This is a genomic window from Pararhizobium sp. (assembly GCF_035497515.1).
Lineage (GTDB): Bacteria > Pseudomonadota > Alphaproteobacteria > Rhizobiales > Rhizobiaceae > Pararhizobium.
Map to the genome: position 1 here is coordinate 16,633 of NZ_DATJDJ010000234.1, position 21,637 is coordinate 38,269.

The following is a 21,637-nucleotide window of genomic DNA, read 5'->3' on the forward strand; positions in this document are numbered from 1 at the left end:
GGGCTTATTGACGCGCCGGTGCCGTTTCATCGATCCAGATATCGTCATAAGGCTGGATCGCCAGTTCCGTTGCGTTCGGGACGAGGCCATGGATCCAGGGCTGGTAGGCCATGACCGCCTTGTTGTAGTTGAAGAACCAGACCGGGGCGTCTTCCTGAACGATGCTGTTGGCCTGGCGCAGGAGATCGCTCTGCTTGACCGGATCGCGTTCCTGCTCGGCAGCCTCATAGAGCTTGTCGAATTCCGGGCTCGCATAGCTCGTATAGTTGCAGGCCGATTGCGGGGTCTTGGAATGGAAGCAACGCAGTGCGTTTAGCGGATCGGGACCGGAAAGGTTGGACCAGATGAAGGCCTGGAAGTTATTCGAGCTGACCGCATCACCAAGCGCCGCGCTTTCAACCGGCTTCGGCTTTACCGTCACGCCGACCTTCTTCAGCATCGGCAGGATGGCCTCGACGATCGGCACGCCCCAGCTTTCGTTCGGGCTTGCGGTCACTTCGAATTCAAAGCCGTCGGCATAACCGGCTTCGGCGAGCAGCGCCTTGGCCTTTTCCGGATCAAACGCGTATGGCGCCTGATCCTTGTCGAAGGCGGGCGATGACAGCGGTAGCCAGCCGGAGGCCGGATAGGCCTTGTTCTTGACGAGGCGTTCGATGATCAGCGGCGCATTGATCGCGTGGTTGATCGCTTGGCGAACCCGCTTGTCCTTGAAAGGTTCGAAGGCGGGATTGAAGCCGATGTTGCGGGTATACACTTCGGCAACTTCAAGCAGATGGTCCTTCAGGCCATCCTCGCCCTGATAGGCCTGGTACTGGGTCGGGCCGAGGATCGAAACGTCGATTTCCTTGTTGCGGAAAGCAACGTCGCGCGCTGCATCTTCACCCATCAGCACGATGTTGATGCGATCGAGATACGGCTTGCCCTCTTCGTAGTACTTGTCGAATTTTTCGACGACGACCTGCGAACCGGGCACATGTTTCTTGAAGACGAAGGCACCGAGGCCGACAGGAGATGTGGCGAAGCTTGCCTCATCCGCGACATTGGATGGATAGATCACCGTCGTATTCTGCATCAGCGGAAAGCCGGGGTTGAACGGGCCGGTGAAGGTGATTTCCAGCGTGTGGTCATCGATCTTCTTCAGGCCGCTGATCTCTTCGGCCTTGCCGGCGATATAATCGTCGGCGCCCTTGATATTGGCGATGTAGCTGGCGCCGGGGAAGGCATTCTTCGGATTGGCGATGCGCTTGTAGCTATAGATGATGTCATCGGCGGTCAGTGGCTTGCCATTGTGGAAAACGGCATTTTCCCGCAGGTGGTAGGTCCGCACTGTGCCGTCGGCAGACACATCCTCGGATGTCGCCAATTCCAGCACCGGCTTGTTCTGGATGGAATCCCAGCTGTAGAGCGCACGGTGGATGGCCTGGGTGATGAACTCTTCCTGCGTGTTCGGGCTCGACTGCGTATCAAGTGTGGCGAAGCTGGAGCCGTAAGGCGCAGTGAAGACGAGCGTTCCGCCGGAGCGTTCGCCCGCAGCCAGGGCTCCGGTCGCAACGCTAAGGCTGAGCATCGCGGTCAGTGTCAGTCTTTTGAGCATTTCGTTCTCCCTTTCGTGCCGTTTTTCGGCATCGCTTCAATCATTCGTCAGGCGTTTAGCGGGCGTCGTACACGATGCGGCCGGCAAGCAAGGTCAGCAGGCAGCGGGTGCCTGACAGAACGGTTGCGGCCGGAGCTTCCAGAAGGTCGTTGTCGAAGACGGCAATATCCGCCCATTGACCGGGCACGAGCCGGCCTTTCACCGCCTCGGCCTTCTGCGACCAGGCGCCGTATTCCGTATAGGCCTGCAAGGCTTCCGCGCGGCCGAGCTTCTCTGCGGCGTCCATCACCGTGCCCTTGCCGGTCTGGCGGGTGATCATGGCGTGCAGGTTCGGAAACGGATCTGGCGAGCAGACCGGCGAATCCGAGCCCGTCGAAGGCTTCAGGCCCATCCGCATCCAGGTGCCGATCGGGTAGGATGCGACGCCGCGCTCTTCGCCAAGCACGGAAATATAGCTGTCGCCAAAATCGTGGATGAAGGCCATCTGCGGCGCGGGTAGAATGCCGGCTGTCTTCATGCGCGCATTCTGCTCCGCCGTCGGAAAGCCGCAATGCTCGATGCGGTGGCGGCGATCAGAATCGGGATTGGCGGCAAGCGCCTTCTCGTATGCCGTGATCAACTGCTCGATCGCCCCGTCGCCAATGGCGTGGCAAACCATCTGGTAGCCCCGGTCGTGGCAGTCCTTGACGACCTGCTCGACCACCGCGTCCGACAGCATCTGTACGCCGATATTGTCCGGTTCGCCCTGATAGGGCCTGGTCATCCATGCGGTGCGGCCACCGGCCGAGCCATCGAGGAAGATTTTAACGCCGCCGACACGCAGCATGTCGTCGCCGGCCCCGCAGACAAGCCCGGCGCGCCACGATTCCTCGACGATGGAAACACCGGGGTCGCCCAGCAGCGTCAGCCAGACGCGCACCGGCAACCGGCCGGCGACCTTGGCCATTTCATAGGCCTGGATTTCCGGGAAACCGGCAACATGCCCGACTGCGGCATCCATGCAACTGGTGATGCCGAAAGAGAGCAGATGCTGTCCCGCACGCTCGATACCCTCGATCAGTTCTTCGGTTGTCGCCTCGGGCATAACGGCCTTGACGAGGTTCTGGGCGTTTTCCGCGAGAAATCCATTCAGCTTGCCGTCGGTCAGACCGATGACGCCGCCGTCAGGCACCGGGGTTTGTTCGCTGATGCCGGCAAGAGCCAGCGCCCGCGAATTGGCCACCGAGACATGGCCGCAGGCCCGTGTCAGCATGACCGGATGATCCGGCGCTGCGCGATCGAGATCCTCGCGCGTCGGATGACGGCCGGTGTCGAGCTTGACCTGGTCATATCCACGGGCGCGGACCCAGCCGCCCTTCGGGGTGGTCGCGGCGCGCTCCGAAATGCCCTTCATCAGGGCGGCAAGCGTCGGGGCGGCAGCCGGTGTTGCATCGACGAAGCCCATGGCGATGCCGGTTGCAATCAGGTGCAGGTGGTTGTCGATGAGCCCGGGGCTGGCAAAGCGGCCTTCCAGATCGATGACCTCGGTTGCCGAACCCTTCAGGCTCAGTATGTCGGCATTGCTGCCTGTTGCAAGAACCTTGCCCTGCCACACGGCAACAGCGTTGCTGATGCCCTCCTCCCGGCCGCACCAGATGCGTCCGTTGTGCAAGATAAGATCGGCTTCAATTGCAAATGGCATTCACAGCTCCCCCATGGGCACCGGCAGGCCGGTACCTATTTTGCTCCAGGTGCAACGTGAAAGTTTGTGGCTGGCTTGGCCAATTCGGTTTGCGCACAACTCCATGCGAAATCGGCATACCCATTTTGATTGAATGACTTATGATGGTTTTCTCGGCTGAACTGGATCGGGAGGGGGAACTGTTCATGGAAATCAAATGGCTTGAGGACTTCGTGACGCTTGCCGACACGTCCAGCTTTTCGCGGGCGGCGGAATTTCGCAATGTCACGCAACCGGCCTTCAGCCGCAGGATCAAGCAACTGGAAAGCTGGCTGGGGGCCACGCTGATCAGCCGCGCCACCATGCCGGCCGAGCTGACCCCGGCGGGACGGAATTTTCTCCCGGTGGCGCAGGAATCGATCCGCACCTTCTATGCGGCGCGCGAGGCGTTGCGCCCGTCTTATGAGCCGGGCCTGATCCGCTTTGCCGCGTTGCATACGCTGACGGTGACGTTCTTTCCGCACTGGTTGAAGTCGCTGGAGAAGGTCGGTGGCACGTTCAGCACCTCGCTCATTCCCGACCGCGGCGGTATCGAAGCCAACCTCGATGCCCTCGTCAACGATGAGGCGGATTTCTTTCTGACCTATGCCCATCCGGAGGTGCCGTTTCACCTCGACCGTGGTCAATTCGCCTCGCTGACGGTGGCCCATGACCGGCTGATTCCGCTGGTTTCGCCGGAGATCGTGCTGTCCGGCACTGTCCAGCCGGGCCGGAATCTGATCGACCGCGCCGTCGCGCAGCCGCGGCTGGCTATTCCGTGTCTCAGTTATGGCTTCAATTCGTTTTTCGGGGTGGCCCTGTCGCGCCTCTGGCTGCGTCGCCCGCCCTTCCGGCGGCGCACCACACACGAAAATACCATCAGTGCCGGACAAATGAACATGGCGGTGACCGGCGCGGGGGTGTGCTGGCTGCCCGAAAGCCTGGCGCGTGACGAACTCGGTACTGGCCGTCTGGTGCCTGCCTCGATCGACGAGGGCTGGAACCTCGACCTGGAAATCCGGCTCTACCGGCACGCGGCTGCGAGCCGAAACAGGAAGGTCGAGGATCTCTGGCGCACCGCCGGACAGCTCCTGCAGGGCGTGCCGACCTGATCAGACCTTGAGAAATAGCAGCGCGCGAAGGATTTCGGAGAAATCCCGGTGCTCGAAAGCGATGGCACGGGGGCCGTACGACTTTGCGCCCGGATACCAGCCAGCGCGATAGGCCTCTGTCGGCGTGCTGAACTCGATCACCACCTCGTAGTGCTCTGCCTTTGCTGGCAGTGCCTGCGAAAAGTCACCGGAGAGCGCCGCTGCAACACCTTCGCGGATGAGGCGGCGCGACCATGCCGGGGAGATTGACGTCGAGGCCTTGCCCCTGCCGTCCAGCGTTTCCACGGCCGCAAGGCCTGGCACCATCGCGCGTGCTTCCGTACAGATGCCGACATCGCCCGCAAGGAAAACCGAGGGCACGCCGTACTGGGCGGCACACAGGGCGTTTATGGTGAACTCTGACGCAACCTCGCCGTTGAGCAGAAGCCGCGAAATGCGCAGGTTGGACGTGTGGGCGAGCGGGTTGACCTCGGAGCCGGCTTTCGAATGGTAGCCGATGTAAACAGCCGCTGCAAAACCATCGTCGATCCCGAACATCATCTCGTCCGGATGGCCCGACCAGCCGCGCACGATCCGTGCATAGTCAGGCAGTTTGTCGAGGATGAGATTTCGGCCGCTTTCGTGGGCATCCTTGATGACCACTTCGGTCGCGCCGGCAGATCGCGCGCCTTCGCAAGCCGCGACGACCTCCGCCGTCATCAACGCGCGGAATTCGGCCCAATCAGGATGGGCGCGATCAGCCTCGTTCCAGTGAGCAATACCGGCGGTACCTTCGATATCGGCTGAGATGAAGACTTTCATGGTGTAGGGTTCTCTTTTAGCCAGTCGGCGAGACAGGGATAGATCCGGCCGTTGCGGCCGGGGGTGGTGGGGGCGATGCAAAGGGCATTCAGCACGGCTTCCTGCGTGGTTTCGGCTGCGGCGCGGAAAACGGTGTCGATATGGTCGTCGGCAAGCCGCTCCTGCGTGGCAAACGCCTTGGCCGGATCATGTTCCACCGGATCGGCTGTGGTAAAACAGAGAACGACGTCGCCGCTGCCATGTCCCCAGAAGGCACCGAGCCGGGCAAGACCTGCACCGCCACGTCTTGCCACACGCTGCAGTTGCCGGTCACCGAGGGGCAGATCGGTGGCCATGACGACGATTACCGATCCCCGTTCGGGACTGGCTGGCACACGCGGATCGGGACGGCGTCCGTCCGGGAGAACAAGATCGCCCGCCCCGCCGAAATTGGCGAGCACCAGTGTGCCGAATATGAAGCTGCGATCGTCGACGAAAAGGCGTCGCGACGCCGTGCCGATACCGGCCTTGAAGCCGAAAGCGGTCATGCCGGAACCGGCACCCACCGCGCCCTGCTCCACAGGGCCTGTGCTCGCAGCTTCAAGTGCAGCCTCGGCATCTGCCGGTGTCACGGCCAGTGCCTGGATATCGTTGATGCTGCCATCGTTGCATTCGCAAACCAGCGCGTTGACAGTCGAGGTCTTCCGGCCGATCGCCGGATTGGCGGCAATGGCGCGGCGGATCAATGCTTCGCTGCAGGCCGCCACGCCGAACGTGTTGGTGAGCAGGATCGGTGTCTCGATCGTTCCCAGTTCGGCAACCTGCATCAGGCCGGCCGACTTGCCGAAGCCGTTGATAACCTCGACCGCAGCGCGCGGTTTGACGCGAAAAAGGTCGCCGTCGTGTGGCAGGATGGCGGTGACGCCCGTGAAAATTCCGTCGCGGCGCAGCGAGCAATGACCGACCGAGATGCCCGGTACGTCTGTAATCGTGTTGCCGGAGCCCGGCTCCAGTCTGCCTTGCGGGATCAGTCCCAGTTCGCGTGCCGTTTTCATATTCGCCCCTTTTGCCACCGACGCGCTTTAAACCGGAACGCCGGCCATTTCCAGATAAAGAGCCTGGAGCTTTTGCGTCATCGCGCCGGGCTTGCCGTCTGCAATCACTTGGCTGCCGATTCGCACGACGGGTGTAACCAGGCTCGAGGCGGAGGTCTGGAACGCTTCCGCAGCACGCTGAGCTTCCGCGGGCGTGAACACGCGCTCCTCGATCTCCAGCCCCTCTGCCGCACAAAGCCGTGCAATGGCGCGCTGGGTGCAGCCCGGCAGGGTCGCCTGCGAGGCGGGACGGGTCAGAATACGGCCCTTTGTCGTGATGATATGCGCTGTCGAGGACGCCCCCTCTGTCACCTGCCCGTTTTCCACCATCCAGACGTCGTCGAAGCCGCCGGAGCGGGCCGCCTGCTTGGCCATGACCTGACCGAGCAGCATGACCGTCTTGATATCCCGCCGGTGCCAGCGCGGATCGTCCACGAGATCGACGGCGATACCGTGCTGCTGCGCTTTCGTACCGGTCAGCATCTTTTGCTGGGTGAAGCCGACGAGGCATGGCGCCAGCGTATCCGAATAGAAGAAATCGCGATCGGCATCTCCGCGCGAGATCTGAAGATAGACGGTGCCGTTCCGCAACGCATTGCGCGCAATCAGTTCCGCCTGAACCATCGCGATGTCAGCGCGGGAAAAGGTCTGCGGAATGGCGAGTTCCTTCAGCGAGCGCTCCAGCCGGTCAAGGTGAAGATCGTTGTCGATCATCCGTCCGTTAATGACCGCGGTCACTTCGTAGACGGCATCGCCGAACAGGAACCCGCGGTCAAAGAGGCTTATCCGGGCGTCCTGCTCGGGTACGAATTGACCGTGTATGTAAACGATCCTGCCCATCTGTTTCCCTTGCTATGCCTATAAGCTTCGACGCAGCACATAAGAGCGATTTACAACGGCTGACCAATTCAACTTGGGCAAAATCTCATGCAAAATTGGCCTAACGCCAGATAAATCAATGAATTAGACCCCATCGGATCACAAGCCGGGTTATCTAGGCCCCGATTTCCGAAGGTGCGAGCAAGGTTGGCACTTCGATCACGCGGGGTTGGCCGGGTTCAGCATCCCCGGCATCTGGCGCGAGACGTGGGAAGACGGCGACGGTCTCGGGCGCCACGCCAAGATTGCACACCCAGTCGCAGATGATCGCTGCGAAAAACGCCGTACACCGTTCCTCCGCCTGGGCATACAGGCGCAGGCGAAGGATTGTGATATCGAACGGAACGGCGGCTGGCTTCACCTGCCGCCGAAACTGTTCATATCCCATAATCTTGCCGTGGCGCGATCGCTTTGCGACCGCGTTGCTGTCATCTATCGGGCGAGATCGTCGAGATGGCGGAGTCAACTGCGATTTTTGACGTGCCGCAGCACGACACACTCGCCAATTGATCGCGACCGCGTCAGACCTGCCCTAACGTCCAAGGACATACCATGCACCTGTTCAGTCACCTCCCGCAATCGGATATCCTCGCCACGACGATCGCCGAAATTTTCTCGCAGCGCGTTCAACAGAAGGCAACGCCCGGCATCCGGTTCGCGCTGTTCGACCGCTCCGGAACAGTGCTCGAAAACGGGTTTGGTGATGTGGGTGCGCATCCTCAGCGGTCCCATACGCGGTTCCGGATTGCGTCCTGCACCAAGAGTTTCACCGCTGCGGCCATGTTGCTGCTTCGCGATCGGGGCCGGCTTTCCCTTGACGAACCCGTCACGCGCTATGTTCCCGCCTTGCGCCCGACGCTGCCGATCGGCCAACCAACGGCGCCAACGCTGCGGATGCTTCTGTCGATGGCGGGCGGGCTGCCAACCGATGACCCTTGGGCCGACCGGCAGGAATCGCTCTCCAGCGCCGCCTTCGACGCAATCCTTGACGAAGGCGTGCGCTTTGCGACGACACCCGGCACACGGTACGAATATGCAAACCTCGGATACGCCTTGCTCGGCCGGGTCATTGAAGTTGTCGGCGGACAATCCTATCCCGCTTTCGTGGCGGACAACCTGCTGGCCCCGCTCGGTCTCCATGAGACGGGTTTCGATCCGGCTACCGTGCCAGTTGACAGGATGGCGACAGGTTTCCGCAAAATCGGCGATGGCTGGCAGCCCTTGCCATTCACCGGGCCGGGGGCTTTTTCGGCCATCGGGGGCTGTGTGACGACTGTGGGCGATCTCGTCCGCTGGGCTGACTGGTTGTCTGTCGCCTTCCGGCCCGAAGGCGCGCGGGATGGCCCTCTGTCTGCCGCAACCCGCCGGGAAATGCAGAGCATCCAATGCGCCATCGCGCCCGAGCCCGGCAAGGATGTCGGTCTCAAAGGCTACGGCTATGGCCTTGTCGTCGAGCAGCACGCACGGTTTGGCCCGATCATCAGCCATTCCGGCGGTTATCCCGGGTTCAGTTCCCATATGCGTTGGAACGCGCAGACCGGCCTTGGCGTTGTTGTCTTCGAAAACGCCACCTATTCCGGCGCCTGGGAGCCTGCAAGCGCAGCGCTCAACCAGCTTCTCAATGCAGCCTTCTCCGCCCATGTCCCGGCAGCAACACCGCCAGCCGCAATCCATGAGCTTGTCGCGGGGCTGCGGCGCCTGCTTCTGGATGGCTGGGACGATGCTGTCGCCGATGCGATCTTCCTGGAAAACGTCGCTTTGGATCAACCTTACGCGGAGCGCGCCGCCGACCTTGCAGACCTGCGCGCACGGGCGGGTGCAATGGACGAAGGCCTCATGACAGTGGTGCCACGTGATCCGGGCGGAACCGATAGCGGTTTCGGACGCTTCGAGGTTCACCTGCCCTGTGCAGCGGGTGAAATCATCTTGAAGGCTTTCTGCGGCCCTCCGGAGCCTTTGAAAATCCAGTCCGTCAGTTTCAGTTTGGCCGGGAAGCATCCGCTCCAGACGACGCTCGGTTCAGCCTGAACCGAGCCGTCACACCGTTGCGGGAGCAACGACCCAGATGACCTCGCAGGGTTGCTGGCCCTCGTTCCAGAACCTCACCATTGCCTGTGCCGGGAACGCGAAGCTGTCGCCTTCGCGAATGGTCATCTTGCGACCGTTCAGCTGCAGTTCCAGCGTTCCCCGCAGGACAAGGCCACACTTGCCGCCCTCGGCGTTCGAGTATGGTTCACCGGAATCAGCACCAGGCTCGAGAACAAAGCGAAGCATCTGAATTTTGGGCTGGGTGTCCGGCGTGAGGATTTCCTTCAGGATCGCGCCATCCTCATACGAAATGTCGCGACGGGATGATCGGCGCACCACGAATTCTATGTCGTCGTCCGACTGGGTGGACGAACCTTCGAACAACCATTTGACGGGCATTTCCAAGGCATCGCAGATCGCGCGCATCGACTTGATCGATGGCGTTATCAGCCCGCGCTCGACCTGGCTGAGCATGCCAACCGAAAGTCCGGATCGCTCTGCCACAATTTTCAATGCCATACCGCGCAATTTGCGGCGCAGCCTCAATCGCTCCCCGATGCGACGTTTGTCGTCGCCATGAGCGGCCTTCGTCAAAGGATCCAAACCGAATTCCCCGTTCTGAGAGATCTCTGCAACCTTGCGCAGCATGCATTAAATTCAAAATATCCGGTCGGCGCAAAGGCCGGCCGTTTCGCAGATGTCTATTTCCAGTTGCCGCCGGCTCATCGAAAAATGAGCCGATAACGTGCCCGGCATTTATTCGCCCATTGTATCCGACAGAGATGGTTGTCGTGATGGGTGTCCACAATCTATAAACATTAATTCTCAAAAGAAATACTAAAAAAACTTTACATTTTTTTTAGTGGAAATATCGTAATGGTGTGCTGGAGTGAAAAGCGCTGGCGGAGTTGATCAAGACGACAGCCAGAGGACGTGACAAAATCCGGTATCAAGCCGCCGGCGGGAGGAGCCTCGGCGGAACCTGAGGAGGAGGGGTTATGAACTATCTGAAAATTGGCAGCATTTGCACACTCATTGCGCTCTGCGCCACCCCGGTGACAGCGCGCGATTTCACCATCGCGGCCTGGGGCGGAAATTATCAGGATGCCCAGCGCGAAGCGTATTTCAAGCCGTTCATGAAGGAACACGGTCTGAAATTCGTTGAGACGACCTACCTTGGCGGCCTGGCTGAACTGAAAGCCATGGCCGACACCGGCAACGTCACCTGGGATCTCGTCATGGCCGGCGGCACGGATGCGCAGATGGCCTGCGACGAAGGGTTGCTGGAGGAAGTCTCATGGGATGCGCTGGGCGGCGGCAAGGATCTGCTGCCGGCTGCCGTGCAGCCTTGCGCGGTTGGTAATGTGGTGATCGGCAACGGGTTCGCATACAATGCCGAAATGTTCCCGAATGCCCCGCCACAGGACTGGGCCGATTTCTTCAACCTGGAGAAATTCCCGGGCAAGCGGGGGATGATCAACAACCCCAACATGAATCTCGAATATGCCCTCATGGCTGACGGTGTTCCTCTCGACAAAGTCTACGAGATGCTTTCGACGCCCGAAGGCGTAGACCGTGCTTTCGCGAAGATGGACACGATCAAGGCCCAATTGCAGTTCTGGGAGGCTGGATCCCAGCCTGTCGAATGGCTCGTGGCAAAAAACGTTGCGATGAGCAGCGGCTATAACGGCCGCATCATCACCGCCAAGCATGAAGGCAAGCCGCTCGAGTTCGTCTGGAAGAACCACATCTACAACATCGATGTGTGGGCGGTTCCGAAGGGTGCGCCTTACAAGGAGCAGGCCATGGAGTTCATGAAGTTTGCCAACAACGCGGAAGCGCAAGCGAAATTTTCTGCTGCCATGCCCTATGGTCCGACAAATGTGAACGCCATCAAGTTGATGTCGGAAGCGGATGCCAAGGATCTGCCTGTCGGCGACAATATCGCGGAAGCGCTTCCATACTCCGATGCCTTCTGGGTCGAAAACTACGATACGCTCAAGGAGCGCTGGAGCAACTGGGTTGTCCAGTAAGCTGGTTGCGACCATGTGACATCCGGACCTGCGGCTCGCTTGCCGGCGCCAGCGAGCCGCTCATTCTCCAAAACAGTAGGACACGTCATGTCGAACGCTTTGAGCAATGCTCGTGGCAGTCGCGGGGCAGCCATGTTGCTGCTGTCGATCCCGATTGTTCTCTATGCCCTCGTTTTCCTCACCCCTCTCGCGTCGATCGTATCCCTCAGCGTGGACAACTCGGCGCTGGGTGCCAGGTTTGAAAGGCTGAACGCGATCGATGCCGACGGTGATCCGGATCAGCGCGCCGCAGCGCTTCTTGCCGATCTTGGTGCGATGGATAAGAAGCAGTTGGGCGAGGCGGCGCGTTTGCTCAACGTAGAGAAAACCGGGTTCCGCACTTTGATCCTGACCACGGGAAAAGACGCCAAATCCATCGATCCAACCATGGACGGCCTGGTCGCCTTCGACAAGAAATGGGGCGATCAGGGTTATTGGGACATCGTTGTCCAGAATGCCGGAACGACAACCTGGCGCTATTACCAGAAGGCGACGGGCCTGAGCGTGAGCGCGGACGGCGACCTGACCTTCGCCAAAGGTGGCGATATCTACCTGCGGATCATGGGTCGCACCTTGTATATGACGCTACAGGTCACGCTGCTCACGCTCGTCATCGGCTATCCGCTGGCTTACGGTGCCGCCACCGGCAGCCGCCGGACAAGCACGATCATCATGGCGATCGTCCTTTTGAGCTTCTGGACTTCGGTTCTGGTGCGCACCACGGCCTGGGTCGTGCTGTTGCAGAACAACGGACTGATCAACAATATCCTTATCGGGCTGAGACTGACATCCGAACCTGTCCAGTTGATCTTCAACAGGTTTGGCGCACTGGTGGCCATGACGCATGTGCTGCTGCCCTTCGCCATCCTGCCGATGATCAATGTCATGCGCACCATTCCGAAATCCCAGTCGGACGCGTCTCGCAACTTGGGTGCCGGTGCCGTTGAAACCTTCCTGCGGGTGTATTTTCCGCAAAGCGTGCGCGGCGTTCTGGTCGGCGGCGGCACCGTCTTTATCCTGGCGCTCGGCTTCTACGTCACCCCTGCCCTCACCGGCGGTCCCAATGACCAGATGCTGGCGTATTTCATCGCCGATTTCGTCAACAAGACACTGAACTGGGGAATGGCATCGGCGCTTTCGGTGCTGCTGCTGTTGATCGTCGTCATTCTGGTCGCCACGGCCCGTATCGGCCAATGGGCGGTTTCCAAACGGCAGGGGGACACCTGATGTCGCGGGTCATATATTGGGTTTCCATCTGCTTCTGTGCCGGTTTTCTTATTCTCCCACTGCTGCTGGTCTGGCCGCTTGCCTTCAATGACAGCTCGTTCCTCTCCTATCCGATGGAAGGCTTCACGCTCGACTGGTTCGTAAAAGTCCTGACGGAACCCACATGGACTAACGCGCTCTGGAACAGCGTCCAGGTCGCCATCGGCTCGATGATCCTGGCCATCCTGATCGGCGGCCTCGCGGCAACCGGGGTGATCCTGACGAGCGGCGGCATGCAGATGGTGCTTAGCGCGTTGTTCGTCTCGCCAATGGTCGTGCCTTCCGTCGTTCTCGGCGTGGCTTTCACCTATGCCTTTGGCCGGGTGGGGATCGGCGGCGGGTACTTTTCGCTGGTGCTGGCGCATTCGATCCTTGGGGCACCCCTTGTCTTCCTGTCGGTGTTCACCTCGCTGCGGGGGCTGGATCCCAACCTCGATCTTGCCGGCGCCTCGATGGGGGCATCGCGCCTCTACCGCTTCGCCACCATCACGTTGCCTCTCGCAGCACCCGGTTTTGCCGCGGGCGCGCTCTTCGCCTTCATTACGTCTTTCGATGAAGTCGTGATGGCCCTGTTCCTGGCGGACCCCGCCTCGACCACCCTTCCAATCGCCCTGTTCGCGGGCCTGCGTGATCGTCTCGAGCCGACGATCGTTGTTGTGGCCCTGCTTCTGTCATTGGTGAGCCTCCTGGTCCTTCTACTGATCAGCAGGCTGCAAAAGCGCAACGCGGCAACCCGGTTTTGACCCGGACGTCGCAGGAGTGACCGTTATGTCTTCGCTAGAAATCAAGAATATCTTCAAACATTACGGCGCGTTCCAGGCGCTCGACGATGTCTCGCTGTCCATCCGCAAGGGAGAATTCGTGACCTTGCTCGGGCCGTCCGGCTCCGGCAAGACAACCTTGCTCAAGATCCTGGCCGGGTTCGAGCCGGTGACCTCGGGCACCGTCGAGATGAACGGACGAAACATCACCGCGCTGTCGCCGGAGAAACGCAACTTCGGTCTCGTGTTTCAGGGATACGCGCTGTTTCCGCACATGTCGGTCTACGACAATATCGCCTACCCGCTGCGGGTACGGCGCCGGTCGAAGGCAGAGATCGACCAGAGCGTCCGGGCTCTGCTGGATCTTGTCCAGCTCGGCACGCTTGCCGCCCGCAAACCGCAGGAACTGTCCGGCGGACAGCAACAGCGCGTGGCGCTGGCCAGGGCACTCGTCTTCAAGCCTGATCTTTTGCTGCTCGACGAGCCGATGTCGGCGCTGGACAAGAAGCTTCGTCACGATCTGCAGGAAGAACTGCGCCAGATCCACAGCACGCTCGGCACGACCTTCATCAACGTGACCCACGACCAGGAAGAAGCGATGCATATGTCCGACCGCATTGCCGTGATGAATGGTGGATGCATCGAGCAATATGACACGGCCCATACGCTTTACCGCCATCCGATATCGCGTTTTGTTGCGGAATTCGTTGGTAAATCGAACATCTTCCAGGGCGTCGTGTCGGCCTCTCCCGGAGGTGGGTCCTCTTTTGTCTGTGCCAACTTCACCCTGCCGGCCGAGGCCGGGAAAGGTGGCAATACCTGCATGATGGTGCGCCCGGAGGATGCCGAGATCACGACCTCACCGGTTGCCGATGGCCGCGTTTCGCTGCCCGCCAGGGTCGTAAATTCCACGTATTCCGGAGACCGCGCGCTTTACACGCTCACGCTGGCCGATGGCGCGCATTTCATTGCCTACGGCAATGCCCGCTCCGGCGTGCATTCCAACGGTGCCGATGTGTCTGTGAGCTTCGCGCCGCAGGACATGGTGAAATTTGACTGAGTTTGAAAGGACATCCCTTGTCGAAATTGAAATATTTCCGTCCGTCTGATGCCGGCACCCCGCTTGTCGACCGGCCATCGCCCGAACGATTGGTTGAAGGAAATCCGGAGTTCAGAAGCTGGCCCTGTCGCGACACCGGCAAGGTGCTCTCCGGCATCTGGGCGGCAACGCCCGGCGTGCACAAGGTCGAGCGCGACGAAAGCGGCCTCGAACAGTTCTACATCTTCGAGGGCGAGATCGAATTGACCGAAGACGGTGGCGATCCGCAGCGCTTCAGCGCCGGCGACCTCGTGGTTATCGAGCCGAAGTTTCGCGGTACGTGGCGCACGATCTCTCCGGTGAAGAAGATCTATTTCTACGTTGAACTCTAGCGGCACACACCTGCGCAACCTCAAGCATCACAGGGGATATTCATGAAGACCACACCTTTCTGGTGGGAGGAAGCCGAACCTGCCCACGGCGAACGTCAGTTCAATACCAACACATGTTCGATCCTCATCGTGGGTGCGGGCTATTCCGGTCTGAGCGCAGCCATCACCCTGGCTGAAGCCGGCGTGAAGGACGTCTTCGTCATCGATTCCCAGAGGATTGGTGAGGGTGCGAGCTCGCGCAACGGTGGACAGATCGGAAACGGCGCCAAGTTCAGCCTTGCGGAAGCCACGCGCCGCTTCGGCGCCAAACGCGCCGCCGAAATCCTCGAGGACTACGACAGGTCCATGGATTTCATGCTCGAACGGGCAAGCACGCTCAAGGACCCCTTCGACCTCAACATGTGCGGCAGTGTTGCCGGCGCCCATTCGCGAAAAGATCTGGAGGGTCTGGTCGCCTATCGCAACGGGCTGCCTGCCGAAAAACAGAAGCGGGTGGAGATAATACCCAAAACGGACATGCACCGGGTGCTGAAGACAGACATCTACCGCGGTGCGATGGTCAGCCATCATACCGGCTCGATCCACCCAGCCAAATATGTCCGCGCCCTTGCCAATCGCGCGCGCGAACTGGGTGTCCGGATTTTTACCGGCTACCGTTATCAGGGCGTATCGACCAATGCCGGGCGTTACCACGCCCTTGTCGAGGATGTGACAAGCCGGAACACGATCACCATTTCATCGGACAAGGTGCTGATTGGTGCGAATGGCTATGTCGGCCCCGAGATTCCGTGGCTGCGCAAGCGCACCATTCCCATCCAGAGCTACATGATCGCGACCGAACAGCTTCCTCTGGAACAGATGGAAGAACTTATTCCCGGCAACCGCGTCGTCGGAGATACCAAGCATATCCTCTATTATTTCCGGCGCTCGCCCGACGGAACGCGAATTCTCTTTGGCGGCCGCGCCAAATTCCGCACGTCGACCGCCGAGGAATCCGCGGTCGGGCTGAGAGACTTCATGCTCCACACCTTCCCGTCGCTGGAACGCGCGAAGATTACCCATTCATGGTTCGGCAATGTCTGTTTTGCCTACGATTTCTGCTCGCATGTCGGGCGGATGCCGGACGGCACGTATTACACGTCCTGCTGCAATGGCGGCGGCATCTCGATGATGACGTATCTCGGACACCGCAGCGCTGAAATGTTGCTCGGGGTGCCCGGCCATGACCGCGGCGTCGTCAACAGTCACTTTCCACGGCTCTATTTCTACAACGGGCACCCTTGGTTCCTGCCAATGGTCGGCACCTACTACCGCTTCCTCGACAGGGTGGCGCGGTGGCGCGACTGATCCGTGTGAAAGGACCCTTCCATGACCACGCAGCAAGGCGCCGCCGGCCCGGGCGACAGTTCCCGGGCGCTCCTCGGCATTGTCCTCATGTGTATCGCGATGTTTGTCGTTCCGATCGTCGATGTCTTCGCCAAGATGCTGGTGCAGCAGGGAATACCGCCGTTACAGACGGTATTCCTGCGCATGGCGACTGGAACGTTGCTGCTGGTGCCGGTGGTCAGGATCTACAGTCCGCAATCGCTTGGAAGGATCCGGCAACCACTGCCGGTCTTCATGCTCGGCCTTTCCATCGTCGGCTCGACGACCTGTTTCTTCATCGCGCTGGAGTTCATGCCCATCGCCAATGCGCTGGCGATCAGCTTCGTCCAGCCGTTCTTCGTCACGATCCTCTCGAAATATGTTCTCAAGGAACAGGTCGGCGCGTCACGCTGGTCTGCGCTCGTCATCGGGTTCGCGGCAACCTTGATGATCATCCGTCCGAACTCGGACGCGTTCGAACCAAACAGCATCTTCGCCCTGATGGCTGGCGCGTTCATGGCCTTGTACGTGATCACCGTGCGATCCGGCGTCAAGGTCGCCTCTGCCCTGACCACGACATTCTACACCCACGCGTCGGCGACTGCGCTGGCAGCGCCGTTCATGTTCTTCCTGTGGGAGACGATGAACCTCGAGAAATGGTTGCTCATCATGGCGATGGCTCTGGTGGGACTTCTCGTGCAGTTCCTGATGATCAAAGCGTATGAATTCGGCGAAGCGTCGCTGATCGCGCCCCTGTCTTACATGGAGATGATCAGTTCGACGCTGGCTGGCCTGTGGTTCTTCAGTGAGTTTCCCGACAGGACGACATTTCTGGGCGTGGCAATCCTGATCTGCTGTGCCCTTTTCACCTCCTACCACACGAAATCGCGATCAACCGTTCCATTGAACCAGGAGAACTGACATGAAATTTATTGTGGCTGGTGCGGGTCTGGCCGGACTGAATGCGGCGTGGGAGCTGACGAAGGCCGGGCATACCGTCGAGGTTTTCGAATCGAACAATCGCGTCGGCGGTCGATGCTGGTCGGAAGTGCTCTCGAATGGGGAAGTCATCGAACATGGCGGCGAGTTCATCGACGTCAACGATCACACCATCCGCCGGCTGTGCGCCGAGTTCGGTCTCCCCATCGTGTCGCTCGGCATCATGTTCGACCGGCGCTGGCAGGTCGACGGCACGATCATGTCTCCGGCGGAGCTTGCCGAGAATATCCGCAAACTGACCGAGGCCGCGGAACGACTGGTCGGGACACGCGGTTACCGCGTTTCGCTCCGGGAGGTTGCGCGGGAGGCCTACGGGCCGGACTATGCAGATCTCCCCTATTGCCAGAAGCTGTTTGCCACGACGACCTGCGACCCGGACAAGATCAACGGCATTGCGGTGGCCAGGATGTTCCAGGGGCATTCGCAGGATTATATCGAACACCGGGGCCGGGTGATGGCGGGTAACGATGCCGTCGCCAAGGAAATCCACCGCCGGATCGGCGACATCGTGCGCTTCGACACGCCGATCGTCGATGTCACACAGACCGATGCGGGCGTTCAATTCACGTCCGCCGCGGGAGATGTTTTCCACGGCGACCGCGCGGTGATCGCGGTGCCGTTGCCGAAGCTGAAAAAGCTGATTGGCTCGCTCGAGCTGCCGCCGTTCATGCGCACCGCGATTGACGGGCGCGTCATGGGTGCTGCGGCGAAACTCAACGTTGTGGTCAGCGGCGAGACCCCGCCCAGAGGTATGCAGGCGCCGAATGCCCCGTGGTGGTCGTGGAGTACGGAATCCAAGCAGGGTTATGTCGCTCGCGGCGCGCTGACCGTCTATGCCGGCGGCAAGGCGACGATGGACAGCTTGCACCTCGAAGACGGCGGGAGCCATTGGTTGCAGCAGACGCGCAACTATCGCACCGACCTCGATGTGAGCGATGACTACATCCTTACCAACTGGGAAACCAACCCGCATACGCAAGGGGCCTATTCCATGCCCGGCCTAGACTGGCATCCGGAACAGGACGGCATTTTCGACCAGGCAGCCGGCAAGATTGCGTTCGCCGGCGAGCACACCCATTTCGCGTCGCTCAACGGCGCGCTGGAATCAGGTGCGCGCGCAGCGAAACTCCTGACCTTGATATAACCTGCAACTCGGCGACCTGTTTTTTGATAGGCGTGCAGCCGACGGCGTGGGATTTACCTCGGTGGAGTCCCACGCCGCTGAAATCGCAGTGTAATCGACGACGTGTGCCCTCTCTGCAGCATCGCATAGTCGCCGGTGCACTACCGCGATCGTCATCTGACGCACAGATTGCGAGCGGCGAGCGCCGTCACGAATTCCTCGGTGCTTTTGATGATCGCCTCGACAAACTGGGGCCCCAGGTGATTTTTCCTGATCGGTTGTGGCTGCCAGATCTTGAGGTAATAGGGAATGGGTTGGGCCAGGCGACGGATCGCAACGTTCGGCCCCTCGAATGCCAGCGCCGTCAACGGATTGACGATTGAAACTCCCAGCCCGGCGCCGACCAGGGTGCCGATGGACGTTGCCGTCGTCGTTTCGATCAGCAGCCGCCTGCCGGTGTTTCCGGCTTCGAACTGGGCGTCGAGTTGACGGCGATAGGAATCCTCCTCTGAATAATAAATAAAATTGTGGCCGTCGAAATGCTCGGGCTGAAGCACATCATGCAGTGTCAACGGATGCGACGCCGGCATGATGCAAAGGAGATCGCCGGTATAGAGGCTGAGGATGGAGTTCGAACTGCCGTCGAAATTTCCCTCGACAATGGCGAGATCGAAAAACTTGCTCAGCAGGTCGCGGGTCAGGGCAGTCTCTTCAAGCGAATGTATCTTGATGGCGGTGTTCGGAGAGCCCTCGTGAAACTGCTTTATGGCCAAGGGCAGGAGAGCATGGGCGAATGCAGGCAGGCAGGCCACCGTTACGCGATCCAGTCGATCGCCGAGAATTTCGCGGGCGCCGCGCATGATTTCTCCCATGCTGACAAATGACCGTTGAATGATCACGTTCAGCGCGGCCGCTTGCGGCGTCGGCTCCAGCCGTCGGTTTTCCCGATGGAAAAGGATAAAGCCGAGCGTGGCTTCAAGCCCCTTCAATTCCCGACTAATCGTCGGTTGAGACGAGTAGAGCTGATTGGCCGTCTCGGTCACGTTGAGCGTGTGCATCAGCGATTGGAAAATTTCCAGCTGGCGATGGGTCAGTCGCATGGGGTCACCTTTGCAGATCGAAGCCGAGGCATATCAGAAATGGTTTATAGCCGGATTACTATGAATTTGACGACATGTATCGATCTGTTAGCGTAAAACCTCATGAAAGGCCGCAAAAACATGGCCATGAGCTGCGAGGAACGATGCCGAAGGACTTACTGCGCCCCCATGTAGAGCATTTCGTATATCAGAAGGGCGAGCTGCATGTGGAAGACGTCTCCGTGCGGGAGGTCGCCCGTGATGTCGGGACGCCGTTCTACATATATTCAGCCTCGGCCATACGGGCGCGGGTCAAATTGCTTGTGGATGCAATGGCGTCGCTCGATGTGCAAATCTGTTATGCGATGAAAGCCAACAGTAATCTGTCGCTGCTGCGGATCTTGGCTGGCCTTGGGTGCGGGGTGGATCTGGTATCCGGCGGCGAGCTGGAACGCGCGCAGGCGGCGGGTTTTCCAGGTGCACGAATGGTGTTTTCGGGCGTTGGAAAAACCCATGAGGAAATCGTGGCCGCGCTTGATGCAGGCGTCCACCAGCTGAATGTCGAATCCGTCGAGGAGTTGGTGGCGATCGACGAGATTGCCGGCGCGCTCGGCAAGGTCGCGACCGTAGTCCTTCGGATAAATCCCGATGTCGACGCCGGGACGCATCCCAAGATCACCACCGGAACCCGCGGGAACAAGTTCGGTATCAGCTATCAGCAAGCACCCGAGGTCTACGCTCTCGCCTCGCGCCTGTCTCATATCAACCTTGTCGGGCTGGCCGTCCATATCGGTTCGCAGATCACGGACGTCACGCCGTTCCGCAAGTCCTTCGAGCGTGTCGCCGATCTGGTCAAGGTATTGCGGGCCGAAGGATTGACGGTCGAGCGGCTGGATCTCGGTGGCGGATTGGGCGTCGCTTACAGCCCCGAGCCGCGGTTCGATGTCGATGCCTATGCCAATGCTATCCGGGAAACCCTGGGCGATTGCGGCTGTGCGCTGACCATGGAACCGGGACGGTTCATTGTTGCGGAAGCCGGAGCGCTGGTGACGAAAGTGCTTTACAACAAAGAGGCTGACGGCGAGACGTTTACGATTGTCGATGCGGGTATGAACGACCTGATGCGTCCGGCGCTTTATGGGGCAACGCATCCCGCCTGGCGGATCAAGGAGCCCACGGAACAGGAGAGCGCCGTGCCCTGCCATCTGGTCGGGCCGGTCTGTGAAAGCTCGGATACCTTCGGCAGGTTTACCTCCCTGCCCCCGCTTGAAAAATCGGATTTTGTCGCCCTTGGCGTCGCAGGCGCATACGGCTCGACCATGTCCTCGACGTACAATGCCCGTCCTCTTGTGCAGGAAGTGCTTGTCGAAGGGAACAACTACTTCCTCATTCGCCGCAAGCAGACCGTGGCTGACCTTCTACAGTATGAACGTGTGAATACCGAGGGCAGCATTTGATGTCGGCGGAAGAATTGAGCGGTCAGGGGTTGGCGCCCCTGCACGCTGACATGGATGCCCTGGGCGTTCAGTTTATCAAATGCCACGGACTGGGAAATGACTTCGTGGTCGTGGATGGACGGGCAACCCCGTTCGAGCCGTCGCCCGCCCGCATCCAGTGGATCTGCGATCGGCATCTGGGGATTGGAGGCGACCAGCTACTGGTCTTTGAAGTGCCGCAAAATCCTGAGGCCACAGCGCGACTGCGGATCTATAACATCGACGGCCTCGAGGCCGAAACCTGCCTGAACGCCACGCGCTGTGCCGCCTGGCTGCTGATGGAGGAAACGGAAACCGATGCGGTCGTTATCGAGACGATCGGCGGCCTCATTCCGGGCCGGCGCGCCGGGGATCACCGCGTCAGTCTGACGGTCGGCATGGGAGCGCGGGACTGGCAATCGATCCCGCTGGCCGGCCCGCTCGCCGCCGCAAACGGCCTTCTCGACAACGGTGCGCTTGCCAATCCGTTCGCGATTAACATGGGAAACCCGCATCTGGTCTATTTCGTGCCGGATCGTGACGCTCTCGACGTGCGAGCCCTCGCCGAGCCGTTACAGAAGAGCAGTTACCTGCCCGAACAGGCCAATATCGGGGTGGCCGAGATCGTAGCGGGAGACCGGATCAAACTGGTGGTGTACGAGCGTCCGGGCATCCTGACGGCTGCGTGCGGAAGTGGCGCGTGTGCTGCGGTCTCGGTTGCTTGGAGAGAAAGGCGGATTACCAGCAGGACGGTCGCTGTCGACATGCCGGGCGGTCTTCTTGAGGTAACGGTTCTGGACGATGAAACGCTGGCATTGACGGGATCGGTCTCCGTCTCTTTCCACGGTTTCTTTCCACAGGAATGAGCACTTTTAACGGG

Annotated in this window: 19 protein-coding genes; 12 read left to right on the forward strand and 7 right to left on the reverse strand. The window is 60.1% G+C overall.

Annotated features, from left to right (window positions below; all coding sequences use genetic code 11):
* Nucleotides 1-4: 4 nt before the first annotated feature.
* On the reverse strand, nucleotides 5-1,594 hold the full coding sequence (locus VL202_RS24535; RefSeq protein ID WP_325466668.1) for an ABC transporter substrate-binding protein: 1,590 nt from the start codon (nucleotides 1,592-1,594) through the stop codon (nucleotides 5-7).
* A 55-nt stretch (nucleotides 1,595-1,649) separates the two neighbouring features.
* On the reverse strand, nucleotides 1,650-3,275 hold the full coding sequence (locus tag VL202_RS24540; RefSeq protein ID WP_325466669.1) for an amidohydrolase: 1,626 nt from the start codon (nucleotides 3,273-3,275) through the stop codon (nucleotides 1,650-1,652).
* Nucleotides 3,276-3,460: 185 nt separating this feature from the next.
* On the opposite strand from VL202_RS24540, the gene VL202_RS24545 reads away from it, so the two are divergent.
* A complete protein-coding gene (locus tag VL202_RS24545; RefSeq protein WP_325466670.1) occupies nucleotides 3,461-4,405 on the forward strand; it encodes a LysR family transcriptional regulator in 945 nt (314 codons plus the stop codon).
* On the opposite strand, the gene VL202_RS24550 is transcribed toward VL202_RS24545, so the two are convergent.
* Genes VL202_RS24550 through VL202_RS24560 form a run of 3 tightly spaced genes read right to left on the reverse strand, consistent with a single transcriptional unit; the run spans nucleotide 4,406 to nucleotide 7,119 of the window.
* Entirely contained in the window at nucleotides 4,406-5,206 is an 801-nt protein-coding gene (locus VL202_RS24550; RefSeq protein ID WP_325466671.1) for a M55 family metallopeptidase, read from the reverse strand.
* Nucleotides 5,203-6,240 (reverse strand): P1 family peptidase, encoded by a 1,038-nt coding sequence (locus tag VL202_RS24555; RefSeq protein WP_325466672.1) that lies wholly within the window; start codon nucleotides 6,238-6,240, stop codon nucleotides 5,203-5,205. The genes VL202_RS24550 and VL202_RS24555 overlap by 4 nt, the downstream gene beginning before the upstream one ends.
* A gap of 27 nt (nucleotides 6,241-6,267) precedes the next feature.
* Complete coding sequence (locus tag VL202_RS24560) at nucleotides 6,268-7,119, reverse strand: D-amino-acid transaminase (RefSeq protein ID WP_325466673.1); 852 nt, start codon at nucleotides 7,117-7,119, stop codon at nucleotides 6,268-6,270.
* A gap of 591 nt (nucleotides 7,120-7,710) precedes the next feature.
* Here VL202_RS24560 and VL202_RS24565 point away from each other — a divergent pair.
* Nucleotides 7,711-9,186: a serine hydrolase domain-containing protein gene (locus tag VL202_RS24565; protein WP_325466674.1), complete on the forward strand. Its 1,476-nt coding sequence runs from the start codon at nucleotides 7,711-7,713 to the stop codon at nucleotides 9,184-9,186.
* A 9-nt stretch (nucleotides 9,187-9,195) separates the two neighbouring features.
* Here the strand turns inward: VL202_RS24565 and VL202_RS24570 are convergent, their stop codons facing one another.
* The gene (locus VL202_RS24570; protein ID WP_325466675.1) at nucleotides 9,196-9,834 is read right to left on the reverse strand and encodes a helix-turn-helix domain-containing protein; all 639 of its coding nucleotides are present in this window, start codon (nucleotides 9,832-9,834) and stop codon (nucleotides 9,196-9,198) included.
* A gap of 350 nt (nucleotides 9,835-10,184) precedes the next feature.
* Between VL202_RS24570 and VL202_RS24575 the strand changes: the two genes are divergently transcribed.
* The 8 genes from VL202_RS24575 to VL202_RS24610 all read left to right on the forward strand — a co-directional run bounded on the left by VL202_RS24575 (nucleotide 10,185) and on the right by VL202_RS24610 (nucleotide 18,224).
* A complete protein-coding gene (locus VL202_RS24575; protein ID WP_325466676.1) occupies nucleotides 10,185-11,219 on the forward strand; it encodes an ABC transporter substrate-binding protein in 1,035 nt (344 codons plus the stop codon).
* An 87-nt stretch (nucleotides 11,220-11,306) separates the two neighbouring features.
* On the forward strand, nucleotides 11,307-12,485 hold the full coding sequence (locus VL202_RS24580) for an ABC transporter permease (RefSeq protein ID WP_325466677.1): 1,179 nt from the start codon (nucleotides 11,307-11,309) through the stop codon (nucleotides 12,483-12,485).
* On the forward strand, nucleotides 12,485-13,267 hold the full coding sequence (locus VL202_RS24585; protein ID WP_325466678.1) for an ABC transporter permease: 783 nt from the start codon (nucleotides 12,485-12,487) through the stop codon (nucleotides 13,265-13,267). Before VL202_RS24580 ends, VL202_RS24585 begins: the two co-directional genes overlap by 1 nt.
* A gap of 25 nt (nucleotides 13,268-13,292) precedes the next feature.
* A complete protein-coding gene (locus tag VL202_RS24590; protein WP_325466679.1) occupies nucleotides 13,293-14,345 on the forward strand; it encodes an ABC transporter ATP-binding protein in 1,053 nt (350 codons plus the stop codon).
* A gap of 17 nt (nucleotides 14,346-14,362) precedes the next feature.
* Nucleotides 14,363-14,716, forward strand: coding sequence for a cupin domain-containing protein (locus tag VL202_RS24595; RefSeq protein WP_325466680.1), 354 nt, complete (start codon nucleotides 14,363-14,365; stop codon nucleotides 14,714-14,716).
* Between the two features lie 42 nt (nucleotides 14,717-14,758).
* Complete coding sequence (locus tag VL202_RS24600; RefSeq protein WP_325466681.1) at nucleotides 14,759-16,063, forward strand: FAD-binding oxidoreductase; 1,305 nt, start codon at nucleotides 14,759-14,761, stop codon at nucleotides 16,061-16,063.
* A gap of 21 nt (nucleotides 16,064-16,084) precedes the next feature.
* A complete protein-coding gene (locus tag VL202_RS24605) occupies nucleotides 16,085-17,002 on the forward strand; it encodes a DMT family transporter (protein ID WP_325466682.1) in 918 nt (305 codons plus the stop codon).
* A gap of 1 nt (nucleotide 17,003) precedes the next feature.
* Nucleotides 17,004-18,224, forward strand: a complete 1,221-nt coding sequence (locus VL202_RS24610) for an NAD(P)/FAD-dependent oxidoreductase (RefSeq protein ID WP_325466683.1) — start codon at nucleotides 17,004-17,006, stop codon at nucleotides 18,222-18,224.
* A gap of 152 nt (nucleotides 18,225-18,376) precedes the next feature.
* Here VL202_RS24610 and VL202_RS24615 read toward each other — a convergent pair whose 3' ends face one another.
* Complete coding sequence (locus tag VL202_RS24615) at nucleotides 18,377-19,303, reverse strand: LysR substrate-binding domain-containing protein (RefSeq protein ID WP_325466684.1); 927 nt, start codon at nucleotides 19,301-19,303, stop codon at nucleotides 18,377-18,379.
* Between the two features lie 143 nt (nucleotides 19,304-19,446).
* On the opposite strand from VL202_RS24615, the gene lysA reads away from it, so the two are divergent.
* Together lysA and dapF are read left to right on the forward strand one after the other, a co-directional pair.
* Complete coding sequence (gene lysA / locus VL202_RS24620; RefSeq protein ID WP_325466685.1) at nucleotides 19,447-20,739, forward strand: diaminopimelate decarboxylase; 1,293 nt, start codon at nucleotides 19,447-19,449, stop codon at nucleotides 20,737-20,739.
* Nucleotides 20,739-21,623, forward strand: a complete 885-nt coding sequence (gene dapF / locus VL202_RS24625; protein ID WP_325466686.1) for a diaminopimelate epimerase — start codon at nucleotides 20,739-20,741, stop codon at nucleotides 21,621-21,623. Before lysA ends, dapF begins: the two co-directional genes overlap by 1 nt.
* The last annotated feature ends 14 nt before the right edge of the window (nucleotides 21,624-21,637 follow it).